Below are 25366 nucleotides of genomic sequence, written 5' to 3'. Positions count from 1 at the left end.
GGCGGGACGTCCGGCGCCGCCGACGCCCCCGTGGGCGCGGCGGCGCCCCCGCCGGGCGCCGACGCCGCCGACGTGCGCCGCGGCACCCTCATGGGGGCCGGGGCCTATGCGCTGTGGGGCTCCTTCCCGCTGTACTTCACGGCGCTGGAGCCGGCCGGCGCGGTCGAGGTGCTCGTGCACCGGGTGCTGTGGGCGCTCGTCGTCTGCGCCGTGCTGCTCACGGCGCTGCGCGGGCTCGGGGGCCTTCGCCGGCTGCTCGGCGACCGCGCCCGGCTGGGCTGGCTCGCCCTGGCGTCGGTGACGATCGGCGTCAACTGGGGCGTCTACATCTACGGCGTCCAGTCCGGCAACGTCGTCGAGGCGTCGCTGGGGTACTTCGCCAACCCCGTCGTCACCGTGCTGCTGGGCGTCCTCCTCCTGCGCGAGCGGCTGCGCCCCGCGCAGTGGGTGGCCGTCGGGCTCGGGACGCTCGCCGTCGTCGTCATCAGCGTCGACGAGGGTCGGCTGCCGTGGATCGCGCTCACCCTGGCGGCCAGCTTCGGGCTCTACGGCCTCGCGAAGAACCGCGTCGGCCGCGGCACGCCCGCGCTCGTGTCCCTCACCGGGGAGACGCTCGTGCTGGCCCCCTTCGCCCTCGCCGCCCTCGTCGTCCTCGAGGTCGTCGGGGCGGGGACCTTCACGAGCGCGGGCCCCGGGCACACCGCCCTCCTCGTGAGCGCCGGCCTCGTGACGATCGCCCCGCTGCTGCTGTTCGGCGCGGCCGCCCGCCGCGTCCCCCTGACGACGATCGGCCTGCTGCAGTACCTCACGCCGGTGCTCCAGCTCCTCGCCGGCGTCCTCCTGCTCGGCGAGGAGGTCGCGGCCACGCGCTGGGTCGGCTTCGCGCTCATCTGGCTGGCGCTCGGCGTCCTCACCGCGGACACCCTCCGGGCCGCCCGGCGGCGCTCGGCGCTCGCCCGCTCCGCGGTCGCGTCCGCCCAGGGCTGACGACGGCACCAGCCGCGAGCAGCCCAGCGCGTCGGCCGGCGGGAGACCCCGGGCTCGCCGTCCCGGCCGCCCGACGCACCGCGGCCCGGCCCCGCACGCGGGCCGGGCCGGGCCGAGGTGACGCGCGGGGTGCGGTCAGCGACCGGTCCGGCGGCGGACGCCGAGCAGGAGCGCGCCGGAGGCAGCCGCGAGCGTCAGCCCGCCGNGTGTTCGCCTCCCCGGGCCGAGGTGACGCGCGGGGTGCGGTCAGCGACCGGTCCGGCGGCGGACGCCGAGCAGGAGCGCGCCGGAGGCAGCCGCGAGCGTCAGCCCGCCGCCGACGAGGAGGGCACTGCCGCCGGCCCCGGTCGTCGGCTCCTCGACCCCCGTGTTGGAGCGCAGGCCCGGGTTCACCGCCGGAGCCGTCGGCGTCGGCTCGGGCTGCGTCGGCTCGGGCTCCGTCGGCACGGGCTGCGTCGGCACGGGCTGGGCGGTCGCCGACGGCTCCGGGGCGGGCGCCGCCGCCTCGGTCACCTCGAGGTCCACCGAGGTGACGCTGGCCCGTCCGGTCAGCGGGGTGCCGTCCTCCGCTGCAGGGACGAGCAGCACCGCAGCGCGGTAGTCACCGGGCTCCGTGGCGTCGTCGAGGGAGACGAGCGCGGCGTCCGGGGAGGAGTCGACGCCGGGGACGGGCGGCACCTCGTCCCGCCCCAGGTCGTCGAGGACGACGAGGACGTCCTCGAGCGAGCGCACCCCGGCCGCCCTCAGCGCCGAGTCCTGCGGGAGGGAGAGCGCGAGCACCCCGCCGGCCGGGACGGTGGGACCGTCCAGGACGCTCGTGGTCAGCAGGACGGGGGCGAGGTCGACCTCCGGCGCCGCGGTGCCGCTCGCCAGGTCGAGGTCGTAGAAGGCCGCCTCGGCGCCGTAGCCGGGGACGTCGCTCGTGGTCGGGAACGTGAGCACACCCTCGTTCTCCTCCTCCAGCCGGAGGTCCGCGGCGGGCGGGAGCGCGACGGTGAGGACACCGTCGGCGACCTCCGCCGCCAGGGCGCTGCTGCCGTCCGCGGTGAAGGTCAGCGGCTCCGGGCCGGCGAGCTCGGGCTCGTCGACGTCGACCATGCGCAGGGTCACGCCGGCGGCGTCCGGGACCTCGAGCCCCTCCGGGAGGGCGATGCGTACCTCGCCGCCCGGGTCGACCGGGACCGTCGAGTAGGAGTCGGTGGCGATGACGTCCGTGAGCTCGAGACCCGGCAGGTTCTCGACCGGCACCACGAGGCTGGAGACGCCGGCCGCGTCGGGGGCGAGCGGCAGCGGCACGCCCGTGCTCACCGCCGTGGTCGCCCCGGCGCCACCGGCAGCCGTCATCACCACCGCGACCGCGCCGCCGACCGCCCCGACCGCCGCCCGGGCGCGTCGGGACCGTCGCCCTCCTGCTGCCGCGCCCGCCCGCCGTGCCGCCCCCCGTGTCGTCCTCGCGGTGCTCATGTCGTCCTTCCCCTCGCCGGCGCGGCACCGACCGGTGCCACGCCACGGAACGTAGGGAGGTGAGCAGCGGTCCCGCCAGCATCCGGCGGGACCGTGTCCGACTCGTCACCGGCGCGGTGCGGTCCGGGCGCGGGCGCCGGTCGGCCAGGCGGTCAGCGGGTGCGGTCGGCGATGGCGGCGGCGAAGGCGGCCATGGCCTCGCGCGCGTCAGTCTCCGGGAGAGGGGCCAGGGCGTCGACGGCCTGCTGGGCGCAGTGCTGCGCGCGCGAGCGGGCGACCTCGGTGGACGGCAGGGCCCGCAGCGCCGCGACGGCGGCGGCGAGCTCGTCGTCGCCCTCGAGCGGGCCGTCGAGGAGCGCCACCGCCGCGGCCGCCGCCGCGTCGCCGGCGGCCGCGGCGTCGCGGGCGAGGAGCACCGGCAGCGTGGGGACCTGCTCGCGCAGGTCGGTGCCCGCCTGCTTGCCGCTCTCGTCGCCCAGCAGGTCCAGGACGTCGTCGGCGAGCTGGAAGGCCACCCCGACGCGCTCGCCGTACGCGACGACGACGTCGCGCACCTGCTGGTCGCACCCGCCGAACATCGCGCCGAAGAGCGCCGACGTGGCGATGAGCGAGCCGGTCTTGTCGGAGAGCACCTGCAGGTAGTGCGCCACCGGGTCCTCGTCGTCGGCGGGTCCCACGGTCTCGTGCAGCTGGCCGAGGACGAGGCGCTCGAAGGTGGCGGCCTGGATCTCGACGGCGTCCGGCCCCAGGGCGGCGACGAGGCGCGACGCCCGGGCGAAGAGCAGGTCGCCCGTGAGGATGGCGACGTTGTTGCCCCAGACCCGCTGCGCCGCAGGCGCTCCGCGGCGCAGCGGCGCCGAGTCCATCACGTCGTCGTGGTAGAGCGTGGCGAGGTGCGTCAGCTCGACGACCGCGGCCGCCTCCAGGACCTCCGGCGCGGTGCCGTCGCCCAGCTCGGCCGCGAGCAGGACGAGCAGGGGCCGGACCCGCTTGCCCCCGGCCTCGACGAGGTGGCGGGACGTGCTGTCGGCGAGGCGGTCCGAGGACGTGACCGACGCGCGCAGCCGCTCCTCGACCCGCTCCATCCGCGCGGAGACCCGCTCGGCGAGCGCGCCGGAGGGGCCCGGGACGCCCCAGCCGCCGCCCCCTCCGCCCGGGCCCGGCAGACCCGCTCCCCCGAGGACGGGGGCGGACTGGCGGGGGCTGCGCGGGCTCACGTCGTCCAGTGTCCCGGACGCGCGGGGCCCGGAGTGCACCGCCACCTCAGGCGGCCGGGGCGAGGCGCTGGAGACCGTTGACGACCCGGTCGAGGGCGTCGCCGCCGCGAGGGTCGGTGAGGTTGGCGAGCAGCTTGACGACCAGGCGCATGACCAGCGGGCGCGGCAGCCCGTGCCGGGTCGCGAGCTCCATGACCGCCGGGTGGCCGATCATCCTGACGAACACCGCCCCGAGGGTGAAGTAGCCGCCCCAGGCCGAGCGCACCGCCGCCGGGTAGGCGTCCAGCGCGCGCAGCCGGTCGGCCTCGGGGCGCCCGAGCGCCTGGACGACGACCTCGGCGGCGAGCCGGGCCGACTCCATCGCGTAGGCGATGCCCTCGCCGTTGAAGGGGTTGACCATGCCGCCCGAGTCGCCGAGCAGGAGCATCCCTCGGTGGTGCTGCGGGGTCCGGTTGAACCCCATGGGCAGCGCGGCGCTGCGGACGGGCCCCTCGCGGTGCTCCTCGTCGAACTGCCACTCGCCGGGCATGGTCGCCGTCCACCGCCGCAGCAGGTCCCGGTAGTCGACCTTGCCGTAGGCGGAGGAGGAGTTGAGCACGCCGAGGCCGACGTTGCTCGTGCCGTCGCCGACCCCGAAGACCCACCCGTAGCCGGGCAGGAGCCGAGAGCGTCCCGGCTCGCCGTCCCAGAGCTCGAGCCAGCTCTCCATCCAGTCGTCGTCGTGGCGCGGGGAGCGGTAGTAGGTGCGCACGGCCACGCCCATGGGGCGGTCCTCGCGTCGCTGCAGGCCCACGGACAGGGCGAGCCGGGCCGAGACGCCGTCGGCGGCGAGCACGACGGGCGCACGGTGCTCGACCTCCTCGCCGGAACGGCGGCCGCGCTCGTCCACCGGGTGGGCGCGCACCCCGACGACCCGGCCCGACCGCTCGTCGACGACGGCCCCGGTGACGCTCGTCCGCTCCTGCACCCGCGCGCCGGCGGCACGGGCGTGCTCGGCGAGCAGCTGGTCCATGTCCAGCCGCGGACGTACGAGGCCGTAGGAGGGGAAGGACGCCAGCTCGGGCCAGGGCAGCTCGACGCGCATCCCGCCACCGATGATCCGCAGGCCCTGGTTGCGCACCCACCCGTTCTCCGGGGACAGGTCCAGCCCCAGGGCCAGCAGCTCGCGCACCGCGCGCGGGGTCAGTCCGTCGCCGCAGACCTTCTCGCGGGGGAACGACGTCTTCTCGAGCACGAGGACGTCGAGACCGGCGGCGGCGAGGTGCCTCGCGGCCGTGGCTCCGGCGGGGCCGGCGCCGACGACGAGCACGTCGGCCGAGCGGTCGTGGGCAGTCGGCACGTCGTCTCTCAGTCTCCGGGTGAGGGCTGCGGGCCGACCCGCCGACCGCGGCCGGCGCGGCCGCCGCGGCCGAGCCCGACGATCGTACGAGGACGCCCGGGCTGCGGCGCCGACGGGTGCGCGGCCCCGGCGACGTCGGGAGGTGCGGGTCTGCGGACCGGGTGGAGAGGCCACGGGTCACGGCAGGACCCCCGTCGCCGTGGCGACGGGGGTCCTGCCGTGGGGCACGGCCGCCCGGTGGCGGCGTCAGCCCTTGAACGCGTCCTTGACGTGCTCGCCGCGCTGCTTGAGGTCGGCGGAGGCCTGGTCCTTCTGCCCCTCGGCCCGCATCGAGTCGTCGTCCTTGGCGCCGCCGACGGCCTCCTTGGCGCGACCCGCGACCCCCTGGGCGGCGTTCTTGATCTTGTCCGTGGCGCTCATGGTGCCTCCTCCTGGACGGCCGGCGCCGTCCTGGCCAGAGCGAAGCACCGCGGGTGCAGGCGCGCACCCCGGGCCGCCCTCGGGCCCGGACGGGCCACACCCGTCCGGGAGGCCCGCGTCGGTCAGGACGGGCGCACCGCCCGGTGCAGCGCGACGACGCCGCCGGTGAGGTCGCGCCAGGCCACGTCCTCCCACCCCGCCGCCCGGATCGTCGCGGCGAGGCCGCGCTGGTCGGGCCAGGCCCGGATGGACTCGGCGAGGTAGACGTACGCCTCGGGGTCGGAGCTCGTGCGCCGGGCGAGCGCCGGCAGCGCCCGCACCAGGTACTCGCGGTACAGGGTCCGGAACGGCCGCCAGGTCGGCGCGGAGAACTCGCAGACGAGCAGCCGGCCGCCCGGGCGGACGACGCGGAGCATCTCCGCCAGCCCGGCGGCGGGGTCGCTGACGTTGCGCAGGCCGAAGGACGTCGTCACGGCGTCGAAGGCCCCGTCGGCGAAGGGCAGCCGGGTCGCGTCGCCGGCGACGAAGGGCAGCGCGCGGCGGCGGGCCCCGGTCCGCAGCATCCCCAGGGAGAAGTCGGTCGCGACGACGCGGGCGCCCAGGGCCGCGAAGGGCTCGCTGCTCGTGCCGGTCCCGGCCGCGAGGTCGAGGACCCGCTCCCCGGGCCGGACGTCGAGGGCCCGCACGACGGCACGCCGCCACCGGCGGTCCTGGCCGAGGGACAGCACGTCGTTCGTGACGTCGTAGCGCCGGGCCACGGCGTCGAACATCGCGGCGACCTCGGCGGGCTGCTTGTCCAGGTCGGCGCGGCTCACGGGCGGGCAGTCTGCCAGCCGGCGCCGTCCCGGGCGCCGGGCCGCCCACGCCGGCCCGGCGCTCCCCCGCGCGTCACTCGCGCTCGGGGTCGCGTCCCCCGTCGGCGCCGGCCGCCTCCTGGGCCCGCCGGACCGGGCGGGGTCGTGCCGGCTGACCGGCCTCCTCGCGCTCCTGGCCGATGCTCTGCTTGCTGCGGAGCAGCCGCAGGCCGGTCACGAGGACGAGCCCGCCGACCATGTTGAACAGCGCCGTCGGCACGACCCACCCGAGCCAGTCGAGGTAGCCGAACGGTGCGCCGGCGATGAGCGCACCGAAGGCGAGCAGCGAGTCCAGCACCGAGTGCGCCATCTGCAGGCCGGCGAGCAGGAAGCCGCCGGCGAACGAGGCGGCGATCTTGCCGACCTCGCCGTCGGCGCCCTGCTGCATCCTCGTCATGAGCGTGATCGTGCTGCCGGCGAGCACGGCGAGGACGGCCGACTCCAGGCCCAGGGGCATCTGCACGAAGTGGGCCCCCATCTCCACGGTGGTCGCCCGCAGCCCCGGGAACGCGGTCATCGCGAGCGCCATGAACAGGAACCCGCCGAGGAGGTTGGCCACGAAGGTCCCGCCCCACAGCTTGATCAGCTGGCTGACCGAGCCGTGCCCGCCGGCCACGGCCGTCACCGGCACGAGGAACCCCTCGGTGAAGAGCTCGCTGTGGCCGAGCATGAGCGCGAGGAAGCCGATGCCGAAGGCGAGCCCGGCGAGCAGGTGGCTGCCGGTCGCGTCGTAGACGGCGAGCAGGGCCAGGACGCCGAGCCCGACCTCGAGGCCGCCGAAGAAGCCGGTGATGAGCAGCTCGCGCCACGTGCGGTGCAGGCGCTGGGCGCCGTCGTCGACGATGGCGTCCACGGCCTCGGACAGGTCGTCCTCGATCGCCTCGTCGCTGTCGCCGAGGTCGGCGCGGGCCTGGGCATCGCTCACGGGCGGTCTCCTGGGGGCGGGGTGGTGTCGCCGGGTACGGCGTCCGGGTGGTGGGGGTCCGGGTGGTGGGGGTCCGGGTGGGGGGGGTCCGGGGGGTGGGGGTCCGGGTGGGGGGGGTCCGGGGGGGGGGGGTCCGGGTGGTGGGGGTCCGGGTGGTGGGGGTCCGGGGGGTCCGTGCCCTCGCCGCCGCCCGCGATCTCGCCGTCCAGCGCACGGCCGACCTCGCGGCGCAGGCGCGCGTGCAGGTCGCGCAGGCCGGCGCGGTCGACGGGCACGACGAGGACCTGCAGCCCGGGCCCGGGGTCCCGCAGCGCGCCCCGCAGGTCCTCGAGCGTGTCGACCCGACGCGCCGGCACCCCCAGCCCGCCGGCCAGCGCGACGAGGTCGGCGCCGGTCGGGGTGCCGAAGAGGCGCTCGACGTCGGCGGCGCGTGCCGGCGAGCCGCCGGCGACCTCGCCGTGCTCGAGCAGCCCGAAGATGCCGCCGCCGCCGTCGTCGAGGACGACGACCTGGACCCGCGGTGGGCGCGACCACCGCGTGGTCCGCGCGCGCTCGTCGGCGGGCACGGCGAGGCCTGCGAGGTCGTGCAGCGCGGCGAGGTCCCCGACGAGCACGCGCGTGCGTCGCCCGGTCGCGAGCGCGGCACCGACGCCGCCGGAGACGGTGCCGTCGATGCCGGCGAGCCCGCGCCCGGCGAGGACGACGCGCACGTCCTCGGGCACCCGCAGCGGCGGCGGCGACGGGCGCCGCTGCGCGTCCAGGGCGGGCTCGACGACGGGCGCGCCGGCGAGGTCGGCGTCCCGGACGGCGTTCGAGGCGGCCAGGACGAGCAGGTCGCCCGGCCCGGTGGCGGCGACCACCTCCCGCGCCAGCAGCGGGCCGGTGACGGGCCCGGCGGCGAGGACCCCGTCGACGGCCGCTGCGGCGGCCTCCCCCGCCCGCAGCCAGGCCCCCAGCCAGGCGTCCGGGGCCAGGGCGCGGTCGGCGGGCCACGCACCGGGGAGCACCCCGGCGGGCACCGCCGTGCCGACGACGCGCCGCAGTCCCGGCCGCGGCGGAGGACCCGGGTCGTCGGCGTGCTCGACCACCTGGACGACCTCGACGGCCGGGTCGGCGAGCAGGCGCGCCACGGGGCGCGAGAGCGTCGGCCGCCCGACGACGACGACGCGCTCGACGCGTCCCCCGAGCTCCGGGCGCTCGAGGAGCAGCCGGTACGGACCGACGGCGCAGGGGCCGGAGCGGGCGCCCGAGGTCGGCTCGGCCAGCAGCGGCCAGCCGCCCGCCTCGGCGAGCCACCGGGCGCCCCAGCCCGTGCGGGCCGGGGCGTCCCCGGCGACGACGACGGTGCGCGGTCCGGCGACGAGGACGTGGACGTCCTGACCGCGCGGCGGCGGGCCGAGGCGGCGCGCCGGCACCGCGGGCGACGCGGCAGGGCCCCCGTCGGGGACGAGCGGGTCGGCGAAGGCCGCGTCGACGTGGACGGGTCCCGGGCGCGGGGCCACGCCACCCCCCGCGGGCGGGAGCCCGCGCGCGGCGTCGACGGCGCCCGCCACGGCCTGCGCCCACCGTGCCGCCGCGGCGTCCGTGCCCTCGCCGTCCCCGCCCTCGCCGTCCGGGTCCACGCCGTCCGGGTCCTCGCCGTCCGGGGGCGCGGCGAGGTCGAGCGCCACGCGCACGGCGGCGCCGAAGAGCCCGGCCTGCAGCTCGCTCGTCTGGTTGGCCCACGTGCCCCGCAGCGCGTGGGGCCGGTCGGCGGAGACGACGACCAGGGGGACGCCGGCGTGGTGGGCCTCCAGGACGGCGGGGTGGAGGTTCGCGACGGCCGTGCCCGACGTCGTCACGACCGCCGCCGGGACCCCCGTGGCGCGCCCGACGCCGAGGGCCGTGAAGGCGGCCGCCCGCTCGTCGGTGCGCACGTGCACGACGAGCTCCCCGGCCCGCTCGGCGTCGGCGAGCGCGTAGGCCAGCGGCGCGGAGCGGGAGCCGGGGCACAGGACGACGTGGCGGACCCCCCGGGCCGTGAGCGCGGCGACGAGCGCGGTGGCGCAGGTCTGCGCGGGGTGCGGCACCCGCCCATCCTGGGGGCCGCCCACCCGGGCCGCGCCCCGGGCCGCCCTGCGCGGGACGGCCCTCGCCCCGGTCCAGGATGGAGGGGTGCGGGAGACGACGGGCGACGACGACGCGCCGTCCGGCCGTGGCGGCCGGCTCCGGCGGGCGCGGGCGTCCCTGCTGGCCGTCCCGTGGTGGCGCTGGGCCGCCGTCGTCGTCTCGACGGCCGTCCTCGGCGGCGCGCTGGAGCTCGTCGGCGTCCCCTCCGGCGTCCTGTTCGCGGGACTCGTCGTGGGGGTGGTGGCGGCGCTGTCCGGGCTGTCGGGGACGGATCCGCGGGGGCCGCGCGGCATCCCGCGGAGCCTCTTCCTCGGCGCGCAGGCGGTGCTGGGCGTCCTCATCGGCACGCTCGTGCAGCCGGACACGCTCACGGGGCTGGCCTCGGACTGGCTGCCCGTGCTCGTCGTCACCGTGCTCACGCTCGTCGTGAGCCTGCTGGCCGGTCTCCTCCTGGGGCGCCACCGCGACGTCGACCCGCTGACGGGCACCTTCGCCCTCACCGCGGGCGGGGCGTCCGGGCTCGTCGCCATCGCCGCCGAGCTCGGTGCCGACCAGCGCCTCGTCGCGGTCGTGCAGTACCTGCGGGTCCTCGTCATCACCGGCTCGCTGCCGCTCGTGCTCCTCGTCACCGGGGTGGGCACCGGGGGCGGGGCCGGCGGCGACGGACCCGTCGGGGGGACGCCGGCCCCGTGGTGGGCCGGCCTGCTCCTCGTCGCCGTCGTCGGCCCGGTCGGCACCGTGGTCGGGCGGCTCAGCCGCGTCCCGGCCGGCTCCCTGCTCGGTCCGCTCGTGCTCGCGGCGGTCGTCGGCGGTCTCGGCCTGTCGGCGGGGGCGCAGGTGCCGGGCCCGCTGGTGCAGGTCGCCTACGGCCTCATCGGCCTGCAGGCGGGGCTCTCCTTCACCCGCGAGACGGTCACCGTCGTCCGTCGGGTGCTGCCGGCGGCGCTGCTGCTCATCGTCGTCGTCATCGCCGTGTGCGCGGGGCTCGGCGTGCTGCTCTCCGCGCTGACCGGCGCGAGCCTGCTCGACGGCTACCTCGCCACGACGCCGGGCGGGCTGTACGCCGTGCTCGCGGCCTCGCTGTCGACGGGGTCGGACGTCACCTTCGTCCTCGCGGTCCAGGTGCTGCGGCTGCTCGTCATGCTCGTCGCCGCCCCCGCCATCAGCCGGGGCTTGGCCTGGTGGTGGGGTGGTGGGCCGGCCGGCCGGCCGGTGCCGACCGGGCCAGGACCGACCGCGCCCGCCGCAGGCGGTCGGCCCACCAGCGGGCCCGGTCCGGCGGCGCCGCGAGGGCCTCGAGGTCGGCGGGGTCCACGCCCGCGAGGACACGGTCGGCCTCGGCGACGGGCAGCGCGCCGGCGCTGACGACGAGCGGAGGCGCGACGTCCCGCGCCAGCAGGCTGCCCGTCGCGAGCCCGCAGGCGTGGGCCAGCCCCGGCAGGGCCGCCGCGGCGCGCACGCCCGCGGCGATCCCGACGGCCGTGTCGAGCGCGCTGGACACGACGACCGGGACCCCGTGCTCGCGCCGCAGGAGCTCGGCGAGGGCGAGCACCGCGCGGCCGCCGCCCAGCGGCGGCACCTTGAGGACGGCGACGTCGGCCGCGCGGGCACGGACGACGGCGAGCGGGTCCTGCGCGCGCCGGACGCTCTCGTCGGCGGCCACGGGCACGTCGACGCCGGCCGCGGCGAGGCGGGCCCGCAGCGCGACGAGGCCGGCGACGTCGGCGCACGGCTGCTCGGCGTACTCGAGCGGCCCCTGGGCGCGCAGCGCCGTGAGCGCCCGCTCGGCCTGCTCCGGTGACCAGCCGCCGTTCGCGTCGACCCGCAGACGGCCGCCGGCGCCGAGGGCCTCCCGGGCGGCGGCGACGCGGTCCAGGTCCTCGGCGAGGGAGCGCGCGGGGGGCACGCCCGGCTCGGCGACCTTCACCTTCGCCGTGCGGGCGCCCGGCGTGCGCGCGATCACGGCCGCGACGTCGCCCGTGGGCACGGCCGGGACGGTCGCGTTGACGGGCACCTCGGTGCGCAGGGGCGGCGGCGGCCCGAGCCAGGCCGCCTCCACCGCCGCGGCCAGCCACCAGGCGGCCTCCTCGTCGTCGTACTCGAGGAAGGGGGCGAGCTCGGCCCACCCGGCCGGGCCGCGGAGCACGAGCGCCTCCCGCCGGTCGAGCCCACGGAAGCGGGTGCGCAGCGGCAGGTCGACGACGACGGCCCGCGCCAGCAGCTCCTGCGCGGTCGGCAGGGGCGTGGCCGGGTCGCAGCCCGGCGGCGGCCAGGGCGCCGGGGCCCGTGTCCCGCCGGTCCAGGTCGGCATCAGGCGCGGCGCCCGTCCTCGTCCGTCCCGGTGGAGGAGCCCGCGGTCGCCCCCGTCCCGACGTCACCGCTGCCGGCGCGGCCCGCCGGGACACCGCCGCGCCCCCGGCGCGCGGGGCCGTCACCGGCGTCCTCTCCTCCCTCGTCCCCGTCCTCCTCCTCGAGCCGCTCGACGCAGATGCGGTCCGCGCGGCGGCCGTCCAGGCGCAGCACGGTGAAACGGTGGCCGAGCGACTCGACGGCGTCGCCCTCGGACGGGACACGGCCCAGCTCGGCCATGACGTACCCGCCGAGCGTCTCGAACGACCCCTCGGGCAGCTGGACCCCGGTCTCGTCGACGACCTCGTCGCGGTGCAGCAGCCCGGACACCTCGACCCGGCCGCGCACGGGCACCTCGGCGTCCGCCTCGGCGCGGTCGTGCTCGTCCTGGATGTCGCCGACGAGCTCCTCGACGAGGTCCTCCAGCGTGACGATGCCGTCCGTCCCGCCGTACTCGTCGACGACGACGGCGATGTGCCGGCGGGTGCGGCGCATCTCGGACAGGGCCGGCAGCACCGCCTGCGTCCCGGTGACGAGGCTGACGGGGCGCATGACGTCGGTCAGGCGGTCGGTGGACTCGCGGTGCCGCAGCGCCGTCAGCACGTCGCGCACGTGGACGAAGCCGATGATGTCGTCCACGCCCTCGCCGGTGACCGGGTAGCGGGAGTGCGCCTGGTGCTCGATCGCGCTCGCGGCCTCCTCCAGCGACAGGGCGCCGTCGAGGAACTCCACCTCCGTGCGCGGGATCATGACCTCGGCCACACGGCGGTCGGCCGCGGCGAAGACGTCGTCGATGAGGCGCCGCTCGTCGTCGTCGAGGTCCTCGTGCGTCGAGACCATCTCGCGCAGCTCCTCCTCGCTGACCTCGTCGCGCTCCTCGTGCGGGTCCATCCCGAGGAGGCGGACGACGAGGTTGGTCGAGCGGCCGAGCAGCCAGATGACCGGCGTCGCCAGGACGGCGATCTTCTCCAGCATCGGCGCGACGAGCCGCGAGACCGCGTCCGGCTTCTGCAGCGCGATGCGCTTGGGGACGAGCTCGCCGAGCACGAGCGAGACGTAGGAGACGAGCGCGGTGACGACGACGAGCGCCAGCGTCGACGCCAGGCCGCTCGGGACGCCCCAGCCCTCGAGCACGGGCGAGAGCCGCCCGGCGATGGTCGCGCCGCCGTAGGCGGAGGCGAAGAACCCCGCCGCGGTGACGCCGATCTGCACGGCGGACAGGAAGCGGTTGGTGGAGGCCCGCAGCCGCTCCACGGCCGCGGCGCCCCGCAGCCGCTCGGAGACCATCGCGCGGACCTGGCCGTCGCGCAGCGACACCAGCGCGAGCTCGGACATCGCGAAGACACCGCCCACGAGCACGAAGACGACGACGAGCACGATCTCCCAGCCGAGCGACATGCCCCCATGATCCCTGGCGTCGCGCGAGGACGGCGACGGCGGCCCGTCGTGGCACGCTCCCGGCCGTGGCTGCGCGCGCGGACGTCTCCGAGACCTTCGACCCGGCGGCGTGGGCGGAGGTGCCCGGCTTCTCCGACCTCGCGGACGTCACCTACCACCGGTGCGTGCGCCCCGGGCCCGAGCGCGGCACCGTCCGGGTGGCCTTCGACCGCCCCGAGGTCCGCAACGCCTTCCGTCCCGGGACGGTGGACGAGCTGCTCCGCGTGCTCGACCACGCGCGGCGCACGCCGGACGTCGGCTGCGTCCTGCTGACGGGCAACGGCCCCAGCCCGCGCGACGGCGGCTGGGCCTTCTGCTCCGGCGGCGACCAGCGCGTGCGGGGCCGCTCGGGGTACCAGTACGCGAGCGGCGAGACCGCGGACACGGTCGACGCGGTGCGGGCGCGGGCCGAGGGCGGGCGTCTGCACGTGCTCGAGGTGCAGCGCCTGGTCCGGACCATGCCGAAGGTCGTCGTCGCCGTGGTGCCGGGCTGGGCCGCGGGCGGCGGGCACAGCCTCCACGTCGTCTGCGACCTGACGGTCGCCAGCCGCGAGCACGCCCGCTTCAAGCAGACCGACGCCGACGTCGGCAGCTTCGACGCCGGCTACGGGTCGGCCTACCTGGCGCGGATGGTCGGGCAGAAGAACGCCCGGGAGATCTTCTTCCTGGGGCGGACCTACGACGCGCAGGAGATGCAGCGGATGGGCGCGGTGAACCTCGTCGTCGACCACGCCCGGCTCGAGGAGGAGGCGCTCGTCGTCGCCGCCGAGGTCAACGGCAAGTCGCCGACCGCGCAGCGGATGCTGAAGTACGCGATGAACCTGCCCGACGACGGCCTCGTCGGCCAGCAGCTGTTCGCCGGCGAGGCCACCCGCCTCGCGTACATGACCGACGAGGCGGTCGAGGGCCGGGACTCCTTCCTGGAGAAGCGCTCCCCCGACTGGTCGGGCTTCCCCTGGTACTACTGAGCCCCTGGTACTACTGAGCCCCTGGTACTACTGACCGCCNCCACCTCGTCGAGCCGTGATCGCTGGTCCCCGACGGTCGTGAGGCCCCGCGGTCTGGCTCGAGCAGAGCCGCCGACGTCGGTGCATCTCCGGGCCGTGTGGTCGGTGACCGCGTCCTGACCACGTGTGCGCCGAGGTCGCGGTGCACCGCGACCTCGGCGCACACGTGGTCAGGACGCGGTCACCGACCACACGGCCCGGAGATGCACCGACGTCGGCGGCTCTGCTCGAGCCAGACCGCGGGGCCTCACGACCGTCGGGGACCAGCGATCACGGCTCGACGAGGTGGTACCGACTGCCTCTCACCCCCTGGCCCCCCTCGAGACGGACACGACCGTCGCGTCTCAGCGGGTCGAGGGCGTACCCCAGCTGACGGGAGGTGAGGCCCGTCCGGTCGACCAGCTCCCTCGTCGTCAGGGGCCCCCCGCCGAGGACCGCCACCACGCGCTCGGCGTTCGCCGAACGATCACCGCGTCGGCTCGCCCGGTCGACACCCCGAGCGCCGAGCGCCCCTGGCGCGCCCGAGTCCGCTGACGACGATCGAGACAGTGCTGGCGCGAGTGCGTAGGTCCTCGCACGCCGCTCCCCACGCGCGACGGCGACGCCGGCCTCCACCATCTCCGCCAGCGCTCGGGTCGCCTCACGCGAGTCCATGGGGAAGGCGTCGCGGTAGCTCTGGTTGGTCCACTCGGCGCCTCGTCGCATCTCCGCGAGGGCGTGGCGCTGCCGGTCGTCCAGCGTCTGCGCAGCGCGGATGCCCGCGAGCCAGGCGAGGTCCTCGACCGACAGGAGCGCGTGGTTCGGCACGAGGACGGTGAACCCGATACCCCGGTCCTGGAACCGGGGGGCGACCATCCCCGCCTCCCGCAGAGAGCGCAGCACCGTGGGGATGCCCGTCGCCAGCGCCTCGACCACGCGGTCGCCGGCCCTCGTCCGGACGTTCTGGCAGATGCGCAGCAGCCGGCCGTTCCGGGCGGAGGTGATTCCCTCCAGGCCGAGGCGGTCGACCGTGATGCCCCAGAGGCCCCCGGGGTTGCTGACGACGAGACGGGCGTCGTCGAGACGCAGCGTCACGGCTGTCGTGAGCGCGTGAGCCCCGAGATCACGGTGGATGAGGGCGTTGGAGAGCAGCTCGCGGACGGCGTCGAGCGGGTACTCGGGTTCGTCCCGCACGACGCCGGGCGCCGCACGGCGCAGGCGTGTCCGTGAGCTGCGCTGGACCCAGCGCAGTGCCTCGTCGAGCATCACCGGGATCGGACCGTCGAAGCGGCGCACGTCCTCCGCTCGTGCAGCCGTGTCCCCGACCCCGGGAGCGACGGACGCCTGGATCACGCAGTTGGGCAGGTGCTGCTGCGGGTAGACGCCGAGGGAGAGAAGTCCCGCGACCGTCACCTCCTGCCCCCGCCCCGCGGTGACCCCGGTGCGGAAGAGGACCTCGTCGTCCGGCATGGCGGCCAACGAGGACGACGAGGCTCGGCAGGAGGCGATGTACGCCCGGAGCAGGTCCTCGTCGAGGTCCTCGACGCTCGTGCCGGCGACGACCGCGTGGTCCGAGACCGGCGTCGACCGGCTCGCCACGAAGGCCTGCTCCTCGACGTGCGACAGGACGTAGTCGCCGTCGTAGGCGCGCAGGTAGGCCCGACCGGTCGCCCCCACCCGGACGGGCTTCGCGTGCAGGTCGGCCTCACGCACCCGGACGACGACGACGACGTGGCCCGCCACGTCGAGCCGTTCGGGATGGACGACGACGGGCGGGTCGAGGCTCTGCCGTGCGACAGCCACCATCGCCTTCATCGCGGCAGCCGCGTCGTACACCCCCACGACGGCGAAGCCGGCTCGCTCGTCGACGCCGAGGACGACGACACCGCCCCCCGGCGTGTTGGCGAAGGCCGAGAACGTCGTCGCCAGGTCGGTCGGCAGGCCTCCGACTGCGGCCTTGACCTCGACGTCGGCCGTGTCGCTGCCCTCAGCGCGCAGGCGCAGCAGCAGCGACTCGAGCTCCTCGACGTCCACCCGCGAAACCTACATGTAGAGGTCGTTGTAGAAGTCGCTGTAGAGGTCGGTGACCGGGAACGGCGTCACGTGACGGACAGGGCGGTGAGCACCTCGTCGCCGTAGTCGTTGATGGCCTTGACGGCGATGCGCCCGGTCGACGGCACCGGGAACGGCCGCGAGCGGGTGCTGTTGAGCGACTCCCACGCGGCCTCGTCGACGTCCGCCTTCAGCGACCGCTTGAGCCGCGCGTAGGGGTCGCCCGCCCCGCAGAAGTAGGCGTGGCGGACGAAGAAGGACTCGCCGTCGTAGTCGGTGTCGAGCATCCACAGGGCGATGGAGTCCGGCTCGTCGGAGCGGACCTCACCTGTCGTCGGGTTGTAGACGTCGACGCCCCTGATCTCGACGACGACCCGGTCGCCGTCTCGCTCGACGGCGACGTCGGGCTCCCCGAAGACGGTGAAGAGGTTGCCCGCGCCGGTCTTCTTGAGGAGCTCGTCGCCCATGGCCAGGTCGGTGTTCATCCGCACGAGGAGGATGGGCAGCCGCCCCAGGCGCCGCTCCGCCGCGACGGTGGCGAAGTCGCCGCTCTCGTCCGTCACCGCCTCGGGCCGGAACTCGTCGACCGTCCCGAGCGTGCCGGCGTCGAAGGAGAAGCCGAGGACGAGCAGCAGGTCGTGGCCGTTGCCCTGCAGCGCCTCGCGCGCGGCCTGCTTGACGAGCTCCGGGCTGACGGTGCCGTACTCGGGCCCGAGGGCGACGGCGATGCGCTGCGGGGTCGCCTCGTCGGCGTCACGGCGCGTGCCGACGGCCTGGACGGCGACGCCGGGGTGCGGCTCGAGGCTCTCGAAGAGCAAGCGCTCGTTCTTGCGGCCGTTCTGGACCCCGGCCGTCCGCAGGTTGTCGATGACCGTGCGCTCGTAGCTGGGGCGGTCGTCGACGACGTCGGCACCCGCGTCCGAGGTCGCCTCGGAGTCCGGCCTCTCGTCCATCTCGCGGTCGAAGGACACCGACCGGTGCGGCGACAGCGACTCGACGGTGAACCGGCCGGCGACCCGCACCCGCTTCGGGTCGGTGTACGGGCGGTCGTACAGCGTCTCGCTCTCGGCGTGACGGGCGATGGCCGCGTCGATCTCCGCCCGCGACATGCCCTCGCGGATGTCCGGGTTGTTGGCGATGGACTTGAGCGTCACGTGCGGGACGCGCTCGTAGACGAAGCCCTGCCGGAGGTCCCCGGTCGCCGTCGTGGCGGGTGGGCGCTCGCCGGTGAGCTCGGCCTCCTTGGCGCGACCCGCGGGCGAGTCCGCCAGGAGGTAGTACGGGTACTGAGCGCCCATGATCCGCTGCCGCGCGAGGGCGAGGGCGACGCGGGAGGTGTCGATGGTGATCCACCGGCGTCCCCACTGCTCCGCGACCGTGGCGGTCGTGCCGGAGCCGCAGGTGGGGTCGAGGACGAGGTCGCCGGGGTCGGTGGTCATGAGGAGACAGCGCTCGATCACCTTGGCCAATGTCTGAACGACATACACCTTGGCGTCGTTGTAACCGCTGATGACGGTGTCTTCCCAGTGATTCGTGTAACGACCCCAGGGGAAGTCATCCATGAGACGCTTGTAGCGCAGACGCCGGCCCACGGGGACGAGCCGTCTCGCTCGAGCCAGCTGAGCCATTCCTTCCGCGTGCGTCTTCCAGTGAGTGTTAGGCGGCAGTGAGTAGACCTCGCCGTTCACGGTGACCGGCTGACTGCCTTCCGAAGACGCGCCGCTCGACGACATGTTGTCAGGCATGAAGCGAAGAGACGCGGCCGGATACGGCTGCTCGCCTCGGCGCTCCTCGCGCGTCGACCGACGCCATGTGCCGTCGGCCAGATCCACCATCGTGTATTGCTCGTCGAGCGTCTTCTGCGACCGCGAACGCCAGAGGTGTCGGACCTTTGATCGGTCGATGTCCTTGGCGTACCACAGGATGCGGTCGCTCACCTGGTCAAGATGCTGCGCAGATCGCCCGCTCGTCGTGACGTACGTGATCTCGGACACAAAATTGGCGCGTCCGAAGGCCTCGTCGAGCAGCGCTCGTACGGTATGAGCATTCTCGTCCCCAATCTGCACGAAGACGCTGCCGCTGTCGGTCAACAGCTCACGAGCCATCGTCAGCCGGTCGCGCAGGTAACCAAGGTAGGAGTGGATACCCAGCTCCCACGTGTCGCGAAACGCCTTGATCTGCTCGACCTCGCGGGTCGCGTCGCTGAGCTTGCCGTCCTTGACGTCGCGCTTACTCGTCGACGCCTGCCAGTTCGACTGGAACTTGATGCCGTACGGCGGGTCGATGTAGATGCACTGCACCTGCCCGCGCAGGTCCTCGCGCTCGGCCAGGGAGGCCATGACCTCGAGGGAGTCGCCGAGGATCATGCGGTTCGACCAGTTGGCCTCGTGCCGGTAGTACTCGACGGCCTCGAAGCCCTCGAGCCCGTCGAAGTCGTCGAAGAGGGACGCCGGCGCCTCGGCCGCCGGTGTCGCCGAGGCGCGTCGGAGCTCCTCGACGAGCGCCCGCGGGTCGACCTTCTCCTGGATGTAGAGCGGCGGCGCCTGCACCTCGAGGCGCTCGTCCTGCTCGTCCTTGCCGCGCCACACGAGCTGCGGGTCCAGCGCCGTGTCGCGGTCGACCCCGAGGACGCGCGGCGCCTGCACCGTCTCGTCGACGAAGTCCCGCCCGTCCGCGGTCGGGATGTTCGAGCGCTTGGCGTCGTGCTCGAAGGACTCGACCGGGACCGGCCCCGTCGGCGTGTCAGTGCGTCGGCGCGGCGGCATCGGCCAGCTCCTCGTCGTCGAAGTCGTCGGTGTCGGTGTCGAAGAGGCCGCCGGTCAGGACGGTCGGCAGGCCGGTGATCGGCTCGTCGGCGCGCAGCCGCTCGACCGCGTGGGCCAGGACGGCCTTCGTGCCGACGGGGTCGTCCACCTCGACGTACCCCCAGCGGCCGAAGGCCCCGTGGTTGTTGACCGCGGCGCACCACTGGTTCCGCGCGGTCGCCGCCTTCTCGGCGCCCTCCGTCTGCGACTTCCGCCCGCCCGAGACCTCGAGCAGCAGGTGCCGCTCGACGCCGGAGCCGTCGGGCGTGAGGCGGACGACGAAGTCCGGCAGGTACCGGCGGGCCGCGCCCTTGTGCAGGTACGGGACGGCCAGCTCGAGGTGGTCGTTCTTCACGTAGGCCGCGACGTCCTTCGACGCCTCCAGCGCGCCGGCCGCGATCTGCTCCCACGTGTTGCCGTCCGGCCCGTCGAGGACGACGCCGTCCACGTGGCACTTCGCAGGGTCCGTCTCGATGACGCGCTTGGTCGTCGAGAAGTCGACGACGTCGGTGCTCCCCGTGCGGCCGAGCGCGCTGAAGACCGGGAGCACGAGGGGCTCGCGACCACCCTGCTGCTGGTTGATCGCCTGGTAGATCCGCTCGGCGGCCTCGGACCGCCGTGTGCCGATGAGGAAGAGGCCGGGGAACGTGCCCTCCTCGTAGTCCACCCGGGTCGCCAACCACTTCTCGGCCACCCGGACCAGCTGCGGGAAGAGCCACGGGCGCGTACCACCGGAGCGGTCGTCGACCGAGAACCGCCGCATCAGCGCCTTCGCCAGCTCGAAGGCGACCGTCCGCTCCCTCGCCCGCCGGAAGCGACCGAGGTCGTGGACCTCCTCGCTGCCGATGAGACCCGCCACCTCGGTGACGGTGGGGACGTCCTCCGTGCGGACCCGGTGCACGGGGACCGCCGACAGGTCCGCGGAGATCCGGTGGTCGGGCAGCTCGACGCGGTAGCCGTCGAGGCGCGGGAAGGTGATCCGCGCGGCGCTGCGCTCCTCCAGGGCCCTGACGGCCTGCGGCTGCCGACCGGGGGCGGGGTCGACCGCCGGCCGGTCGCTGGGGATGAAGCTGAAGGGGACGCCGTAGACCTCGGCGTACTCCGGGGCGAAGCGCCCGTCCTCCCCCACGACGTAGGACCGCCGGCGCAGACCCCGTCCGACCACCTGCTCGCAGAGCAGCTGCGACCCGAAGGCCCGCACGCCGAGGACGTGGGTGACCGTGTTGGCGTCCCAGCCCTCCGAGAGCATGGAGACGCTGACGACGCAGCGGACGCCCGCCCCGAGCCGACCCGGCTTCCCGACCGTGTTGAGGACCTCCCGCAACAGGTCGGCGTCGTCGAGGTCGTCGCCGGCGCGCCCGGTCCGGGCCGCGTGCTCCGCGCGGAAGGCGGCGATCTCCTCCCCCGCGGCGGCGCGGAAGTCGGATGTGAGGGCCTCACCCGACTCCAGCTGTGCCGAGTCGACGAGGATCGTCCTCGGGCGGGCCAGCAGCCGACCGTGATCGACGTTGCTCAGCAGCTCCAACGACCCGGGGACGTGGACGGGCGAGGCACCCTCCCCCTCGGCGGGCTTCGTCCAGCCGGCGATCGTGTCGTACACCCACCGCGAGACCAAGGTGTTGGGACACACGACGATGAGCACCGGCGGCGTCGAGCCCGCCCTCAGCGAGTCCTCCTGCCGCTGCGCCTCCCAGCGGGCGAAGGCCCGCGCGTACGAGGCGTAGAGGCTCTGCAGCGCACCGTCGAGCGTCGGCGGCAGCTCGCGCGTCTCGACGAGCCGGACGTCCTTGGCGACCCGCTTCGGGAGCACGTCGCCGACGTGGTCCCAGAGGTTGAGGTAGGCGACGGTGTCGCCCTCGGAGTCGTCGGCGACCGGGACGCGGGGGATCTTCACGATGCCGGACTCGATGGCGTCGAGCAGCGAGAAGTCGCTCACCACCCACGGGAAGATGTAGCCCTCCGGGTAGCCCGATCCGCTGAGGAAGAAGGGCGTCGCCGACAGGTCGTAGATCGCCTTGACGTCGAAGCGCTCGGCCACGGCGCGGACGCCGGAGAACCACACGCCGGCCTCGTCGTTGCGGACGAGGGCCTCCTTCTTGTCCGCGCCCTTGAGGTCCTCGGCGCGGGTCGCCCCGAGGACGGCCGCTCCCGCCGTCGCGTAGCAGTGGTGCGCCTCGTCGTTGAGGACGACCAGCGGCCCGCCGTCACCGGGCCGTCGCTGGGCCATCCCCCGGAGCACCCGGGCGACCATCATCGGCGGCGTCTCGACGAAGGGGTCGGTGTCGACCCGCGCGGTGACCAGTCGCCGGGTGTCGGCGCTGATGCCGCGACCCTCCTGCGTCGAGCGCAGAAGGAAGCTGTGGAAGTTGGTGACGGTCAGCGAGGCGCGGCGCATGTGGGGCCAGAGGTCGGCCGGGACGAGGTCCCGCTCGCCGTAGTAGCTACCCTTGTCGGTCGGCACGAGCACCCGCAGGCGGTCCCGGATGGTGATGCCCGGCGCGACGACGAGGAAGCGCGTCGAGAAGCGCGGGTCCTTGGGGCGTGCGACCTTGTTGAGCGTCTGCCAGGCGATGAGCATGGCCATGACGACGGTCTTGCCCGACCCGGTCGCCATCTTCAGCGCGACGCGCGGCAGGCCCTGGTTGAACTCGCCGTTGAGGCGCTGCAGCTCCTGGCGCACCCAGTCGTTGCCGTCCCGGGCCGCCGCCTCCGCGATGTAGATGGCCGTCTCGGCGGCCTCCCGCTGGGCGAAGAGGACCCGGTTGCTGCGCTCGGTATCGGCCCAGTAGCGCAGGAGCCGTCCCGTCGTCTCGGTGACGTGCGGGTAGTCGCGGCGACGCCAGAGGTCGACGACCTGCCGGATGCGGTCGACCTGGTCGTTCCGCTCCCGCCGCTCGTCGGTGCGGTGGAGCTCCAGCTCGGTCTGCCCGGAGGTCTTCTTCTTCCGCGGGCGGGGCACCGGAACCCAGGACTCGCTGCGGCGACGACCGTCGACGACGTCGTCCTGGATGCCGCCACGGTCGTCGAGGCACCAGTGCCGCGTCGGGATGTCGTAGGGGCTCCCCAGGATGGGGTTGTCCGTCGCCGACACCCGCGCCCCCTTGCGTCGTCCACCTCCGGCGAGGCCCGCTCGGGCACAAGCCGTCTAAAGACGGCTGACACTAGACGACGACACCAGGACGGTCTTGCGGTGTGCCCCATGCCTCTCCGCTCGAGCGTGCGCTCGCGGAGAGGCTCGGTCTGACGCTCAGGACGTTGCGCGAGGAGCGCGGCCTGACGCAGGAGGTCGTCGCCCAGCGGTCCGACATCAGCCGCCAGCACCTGCAGCTGCTGGAGGCAGGCATCGCCCGGCGCCAGTCGCGCGAGCCGTCCAACCCACGGATCGGCACGCTCGTCGCTCTCGCCGGCACGCTGGGCGTCCCCGTGGCGCAGCTGGTGGACGACGTCTTCGGACGTCAGGCCGGGTAGCGCCGCCCCACCGTCAACGCCAGAGCCTGAGCAGCGGGACGGCGAGGCCGGGCGTCAGTCAGCGATGACGACGGCCCCCCGAGGTCGTGGGCGTCGACGTGCGACCCCACCGGCAGGAGCAGCCGGGCCGCCGTCCGGCCATGACGGCCACCGGCGGGTGGTGCGCCGGCTCCCCTCGACCGCGGTGGCACCCGCCGAGGGTCGGGCGTCCGCAGCCCGACCCACCGAGGTGGTGCTCCCGGTGCCGGCTCGGAGGCTGTGGTCTCAGGCGGGCGCGTCCGCGTCCGGCTCGGGCAGCGGTCGCCGGGTCGCGGCCGCGAGGAGCCCCAGGACGAGGAGCACGACGGCGGCGCCGACGCCGGCGCCGAAGCCCGCCGTCGGGCTGACCTGCTCGGCGAGGAGCCCGGCCAGCGCGGAGCCGGCGGCGACGCCGAGCACGATGCCGCTCGTCAGCAGCGTCAGCGCCAGGCCGGCGCCGCCCTGCGGGGCGAGACGGCCGGCGACGTCCGTGATGGTGACGAGCAGCGGCCCGACGGCGAGGCCGGCGAGCACGGTGGTGAGGACGAGCAGCGGCAGCCCCGGCGCGGCCCAGAGCATGAGCGAGGAGCCGACGACGAGGACGGCCGCCGAGCCGCCCCAGCGCCGCCACGGCCCGAGGGAGGCGGGCAGGGCGACCACGGCGAGCGCCGTCGTCGCCGACCCGACGGCCATGGCCGCGGCCAGCAGGCCACCGGCCCCGGCGTACCCGGCGGCCTCCGCCGAGGCCGTCAGGGCCGTGTTGCTGCCGCCGAAGAAGGTCCCGATCGCGAGCATCCCCACGAGCGGCACCAGGACGAGCGGCTCGCGGCGTCGACGCCCGGCCGTGCGGGCCTGCTCCCGTCGCGCGGCGCGCTCGGCGGGCGTCCGGCGCCGGACGGCGTCCGCGGAGGGGTGCAGCGCGAAGGCGGAGACGAAGACGACGACGAGCACGGCCGCCACGACGACGGGCGCCCAGGCGTTGACGAAGAAGGCGAAGAGGCCCACGACCGCCGGGCCGAGGGCGAAGCCGACCTCGTCGGCCGTCCCCTCGAAGGCGAAGGCGGTGCGGACGTGCCGCGGGGACATCGCCATCCAGCGGACGCGGGAGAGCGGACCGATCTGGGGGACGGTGAGGCCGACCCCCGCCGACGCGAGGACGACGGCCGCGGGCACCGCCGTGGACGCCGCGACGAGCAGCCCGACGAGGGCGAGGACGTGCAGGCCGGCGACGACGAGCAGGACCGGGCGCTGGCCGCGCCGGTCGGCGAGGGCCCCGCTGGACGGGGCGCCGACGGCCTCGCCGACGGCGGCGGCGGCCGCGGCGACCCCCGCGACGGCGGTCGACCCCGTCGCGGCCTGGCCGAGGGTGAGGACGCCGATCGGCACCATCGTGATCGGCAGCCGGGCCAGGAAGGTCGTCGGCAGGTAGGACCGCCCGGCGACCCGCGGCAGGTGCCGGTACTGCCGGAACGAGGCGGCCAGGCCTCCTCGGAGCCCGGCGGGAACCGGGGGTGTCGTCGTCGCGGCCGCCGGCGCGGCGGCCCCCGCGGGGGCGGGCGGCTGCGTGCCTGCCGCCGGGCGGTCTGCGGGCCGGGTGCTCATGAGGGTGCGCTCCAGTGCTGCGCGCCGCCCCACCACCAGCGCACCGGTTCCCTGGAGCCCGACCTGCCGGACCCATCACCGCGGACGATACCGGGCGCACCCGCCCGCCACCGCGCCGCTCGTAGCCTGCGCTTCGTGAGCAGGCCCACGGAAGCGGACCCGGGCAGGGCGGCGGGCGGCGACGGACGACCGGGCCCGGCGCCCGCCGACGCCGACGCCGACGCCGACGCCGGGCACCCGCCCGGGTCCGACGCCGCGGTCGTCGCGGTCGCCGTGGACGCCGCCGCACCGGCCGCCGCGGCGCAGGACCCCGACGCCTGGGCCGCCTCCCTCCAGGCACTGCTGGCCGCGCGCCTCGACGGCACCGGGCCCGGCCCGCTGCTGCCCCTGCCCGGCGGACCCGACGACGGGCGCCTGCGCGCGGCGGCCGGGCGGGCCCGCCGCGGTGCCGCGCTGCTGCTGCCCACGTCCGGCAGCACGGGGGACCCGCAGCTCGTCGAGCTCGGCGCCCACGGCATCCGGGCGAGCGCCCGCGGCGGCGAGCAGCGGCTCGGCGGACCGGCGCACTGGCTGCTCGCGCTGCCGCTCGCGCACGTCGCCGGCTGGAACGTCCTGGCCCGGGGCGCGCTCGCCGGCGCCCCGCCCACGGCGCTGCCGCCCGGGGCGTTCACCACGGGGGCGTTCGTCCGCGGCGCCCGACGCCTGCGGGCCCGCGCCGGCGCCGGGGCGGCGCGCACGGCCCTGGTCCCCACCCAGCTCGTCCGTCTCCTCGACGACGACGACGGCCGCCGGGCCCTCGCGGACCTGGACGCCGTCCTGCTCGGCGGCGCCGCCGCCCCGCCGGCGCTGCTGGCCCGGGCGGCGCGGGCCGGCGTGCGGGTCGTCACGACCTACGGCTCGACGGAGACGTGCGGCGGCTGCGTCTACGACGGCGTCGCGCTGCCCGGCGCCCGGGTGCGCCTCGCCGACGACCGCGTCGTCCTGGGCGGCGACGTCGTCATGCTGGGTCTCGCGGGAGGCCCGGCGCCGCAGCGGGGCGACGACGGGGTCCCCGAGGTGCGCACGGACGACGCCGGCCGGTGGGTGCCGGACGAGCACGCCCCCGGCGGTCGGCGGCTGCGCGTCCTCGGCCGGCTCGACGACGTCATCACCACGGGCGGGGAGAAGGTGGCCCCGGCCGCCCTCGAGGCCGTGCTCGCCGACGTCCCCGGCGTGGCGGAGGTGCTCGTCGTCGGGGTCCCGGACGACCGGTGGGGCGCCGCCGTCACCGCGCTCGTCGTCCCCGCCGGTGCGGGCGCGCCCTCGCTGGAGACGCTCCGCGCCGCGGGGCGCGCG

Annotated in this window: 17 protein-coding genes and 1 pseudogene; 5 read left to right on the top strand and 13 right to left on the bottom strand. The window is 75.9% G+C overall.

Annotation, left to right across the window (positions count from 1 at the left end; genetic code table 11):
* The first annotated feature begins 30 nt into the window (after positions 1–30).
* Positions 31–987 carry an EamA family transporter RarD gene (gene rarD, locus WDZ17_RS03275; protein ID WP_339573704.1) on the top strand — a complete coding sequence of 319 codons (957 nt, stop codon included), beginning with the start codon at positions 31–33 and terminating at the stop codon, positions 985–987.
* 246 nt (positions 988–1233) lie between these two features.
* On the opposite strand, the gene WDZ17_RS03270 is transcribed toward rarD, so the two are convergent.
* From WDZ17_RS03270 to menD, 7 genes are all read right to left on the bottom strand, one after another.
* Complete coding sequence (locus tag WDZ17_RS03270) at positions 1234–2451, bottom strand: hypothetical protein (RefSeq protein ID WP_339573703.1); 1218 nt, start codon at positions 2449–2451, stop codon at positions 1234–1236.
* A 152-nt stretch (positions 2452–2603) separates the two neighbouring features.
* Complete coding sequence (locus tag WDZ17_RS03265; protein ID WP_422631806.1) at positions 2604–3536, bottom strand: polyprenyl synthetase family protein; 933 nt, start codon at positions 3534–3536, stop codon at positions 2604–2606.
* Positions 3537–3714: 178 nt separating this feature from the next.
* Positions 3715–5007, bottom strand: a complete 1293-nt coding sequence (locus WDZ17_RS03260) for a geranylgeranyl reductase family protein (RefSeq protein ID WP_339573701.1) — start codon at positions 5005–5007, stop codon at positions 3715–3717.
* 246 nt (positions 5008–5253) lie between these two features.
* Positions 5254–5427, bottom strand: a complete 174-nt coding sequence (locus WDZ17_RS03255; RefSeq protein WP_339573700.1) for a CsbD family protein — start codon at positions 5425–5427, stop codon at positions 5254–5256.
* A 122-nt stretch (positions 5428–5549) separates the two neighbouring features.
* A complete protein-coding gene (locus WDZ17_RS03250; RefSeq protein ID WP_339573699.1) occupies positions 5550–6242 on the bottom strand; it encodes a demethylmenaquinone methyltransferase in 693 nt (230 codons plus the stop codon).
* A gap of 73 nt (positions 6243–6315) precedes the next feature.
* Positions 6316–7206: a formate/nitrite transporter family protein gene (locus WDZ17_RS03245; protein WP_339573698.1), complete on the bottom strand. Its 891-nt coding sequence runs from the start codon at positions 7204–7206 to the stop codon at positions 6316–6318.
* Complete coding sequence (gene menD, locus WDZ17_RS03240; protein WP_339573697.1) at positions 7203–9275, bottom strand: 2-succinyl-5-enolpyruvyl-6-hydroxy-3-cyclohexene-1-carboxylate synthase; 2073 nt, start codon at positions 9273–9275, stop codon at positions 7203–7205. The genes WDZ17_RS03245 and menD overlap by 4 nt, the downstream gene beginning before the upstream one ends.
* Here menD and WDZ17_RS03235 point away from each other — a divergent pair.
* Positions 9226–10425, top strand: a pseudogene (locus tag WDZ17_RS03235) (AbrB family transcriptional regulator); the annotation flags it as partial. The gene menD and the pseudogene WDZ17_RS03235 overlap by 50 nt on opposite strands.
* 52 nt (positions 10426–10477) lie before the next feature.
* Here the strand turns inward: WDZ17_RS03235 and WDZ17_RS03230 are convergent.
* A complete protein-coding gene (locus WDZ17_RS03230; RefSeq protein WP_339573696.1) occupies positions 10478–11626 on the bottom strand; it encodes an o-succinylbenzoate synthase in 1149 nt (382 codons plus the stop codon).
* Positions 11626–13062, bottom strand: a complete 1437-nt coding sequence (locus WDZ17_RS03225; RefSeq protein ID WP_339573695.1) for a hemolysin family protein — start codon at positions 13060–13062, stop codon at positions 11626–11628. Before WDZ17_RS03225 ends, WDZ17_RS03230 begins: the two co-directional genes overlap by 1 nt.
* A gap of 65 nt (positions 13063–13127) precedes the next feature.
* Between WDZ17_RS03225 and WDZ17_RS03220 the strand changes: the two genes are divergently transcribed.
* On the top strand, positions 13128–14069 hold the full coding sequence (locus tag WDZ17_RS03220) for a 1,4-dihydroxy-2-naphthoyl-CoA synthase (RefSeq protein ID WP_339573694.1): 942 nt from the start codon (positions 13128–13130) through the stop codon (positions 14067–14069).
* A 309-nt stretch (positions 14070–14378) separates the two neighbouring features.
* Here WDZ17_RS03220 and WDZ17_RS03215 read toward each other — a convergent pair whose 3' ends face one another.
* From WDZ17_RS03215 to WDZ17_RS03205, 3 genes are all read right to left on the bottom strand, one after another.
* Entirely contained in the window at positions 14379–16121 is a 1743-nt protein-coding gene (locus tag WDZ17_RS03215) for an ATP-binding protein (protein ID WP_339573693.1), read from the bottom strand.
* A gap of 65 nt (positions 16122–16186) precedes the next feature.
* The gene (locus WDZ17_RS03210) at positions 16187–18904 is read right to left on the bottom strand and encodes a site-specific DNA-methyltransferase (RefSeq protein WP_339573692.1); all 2718 of its coding nucleotides are present in this window, start codon (positions 18902–18904) and stop codon (positions 16187–16189) included.
* The gene (locus tag WDZ17_RS03205) at positions 18882–22034 is read right to left on the bottom strand and encodes a BPTD_3080 family restriction endonuclease (RefSeq protein ID WP_339573691.1); all 3153 of its coding nucleotides are present in this window, start codon (positions 22032–22034) and stop codon (positions 18882–18884) included. The genes WDZ17_RS03210 and WDZ17_RS03205 overlap by 23 nt, the downstream gene beginning before the upstream one ends.
* A gap of 101 nt (positions 22035–22135) precedes the next feature.
* Here WDZ17_RS03205 and WDZ17_RS03200 point away from each other — a divergent pair, with 101 nt between their 5' ends.
* Positions 22136–22411: a helix-turn-helix domain-containing protein gene (locus tag WDZ17_RS03200; protein ID WP_339573690.1), complete on the top strand. Its 276-nt coding sequence runs from the start codon at positions 22136–22138 to the stop codon at positions 22409–22411.
* Between the two features lie 264 nt (positions 22412–22675).
* On the opposite strand, the gene WDZ17_RS03195 is transcribed toward WDZ17_RS03200, so the two are convergent.
* Positions 22676–24031: an MFS transporter gene (locus WDZ17_RS03195; RefSeq protein WP_339573689.1), complete on the bottom strand. Its 1356-nt coding sequence runs from the start codon at positions 24029–24031 to the stop codon at positions 22676–22678.
* A 135-nt stretch (positions 24032–24166) separates the two neighbouring features.
* Between WDZ17_RS03195 and WDZ17_RS03190 the strand changes: the two genes are divergently transcribed.
* Positions 24167–25366: AMP-binding protein (locus WDZ17_RS03190; protein ID WP_339573688.1), on the top strand; the 1200-nt coding region annotated here is incomplete at its 3' end.

This window comes from Pseudokineococcus basanitobsidens (genome assembly GCF_037482545.1).
Classification (GTDB): Bacteria; Actinomycetota; Actinomycetes; order Actinomycetales; family Quadrisphaeraceae; genus Pseudokineococcus; species Pseudokineococcus basanitobsidens.
Note: the sequence above shows the minus strand (reverse complement) of the source record. Positions and strands in the feature narration are given on the sequence as shown.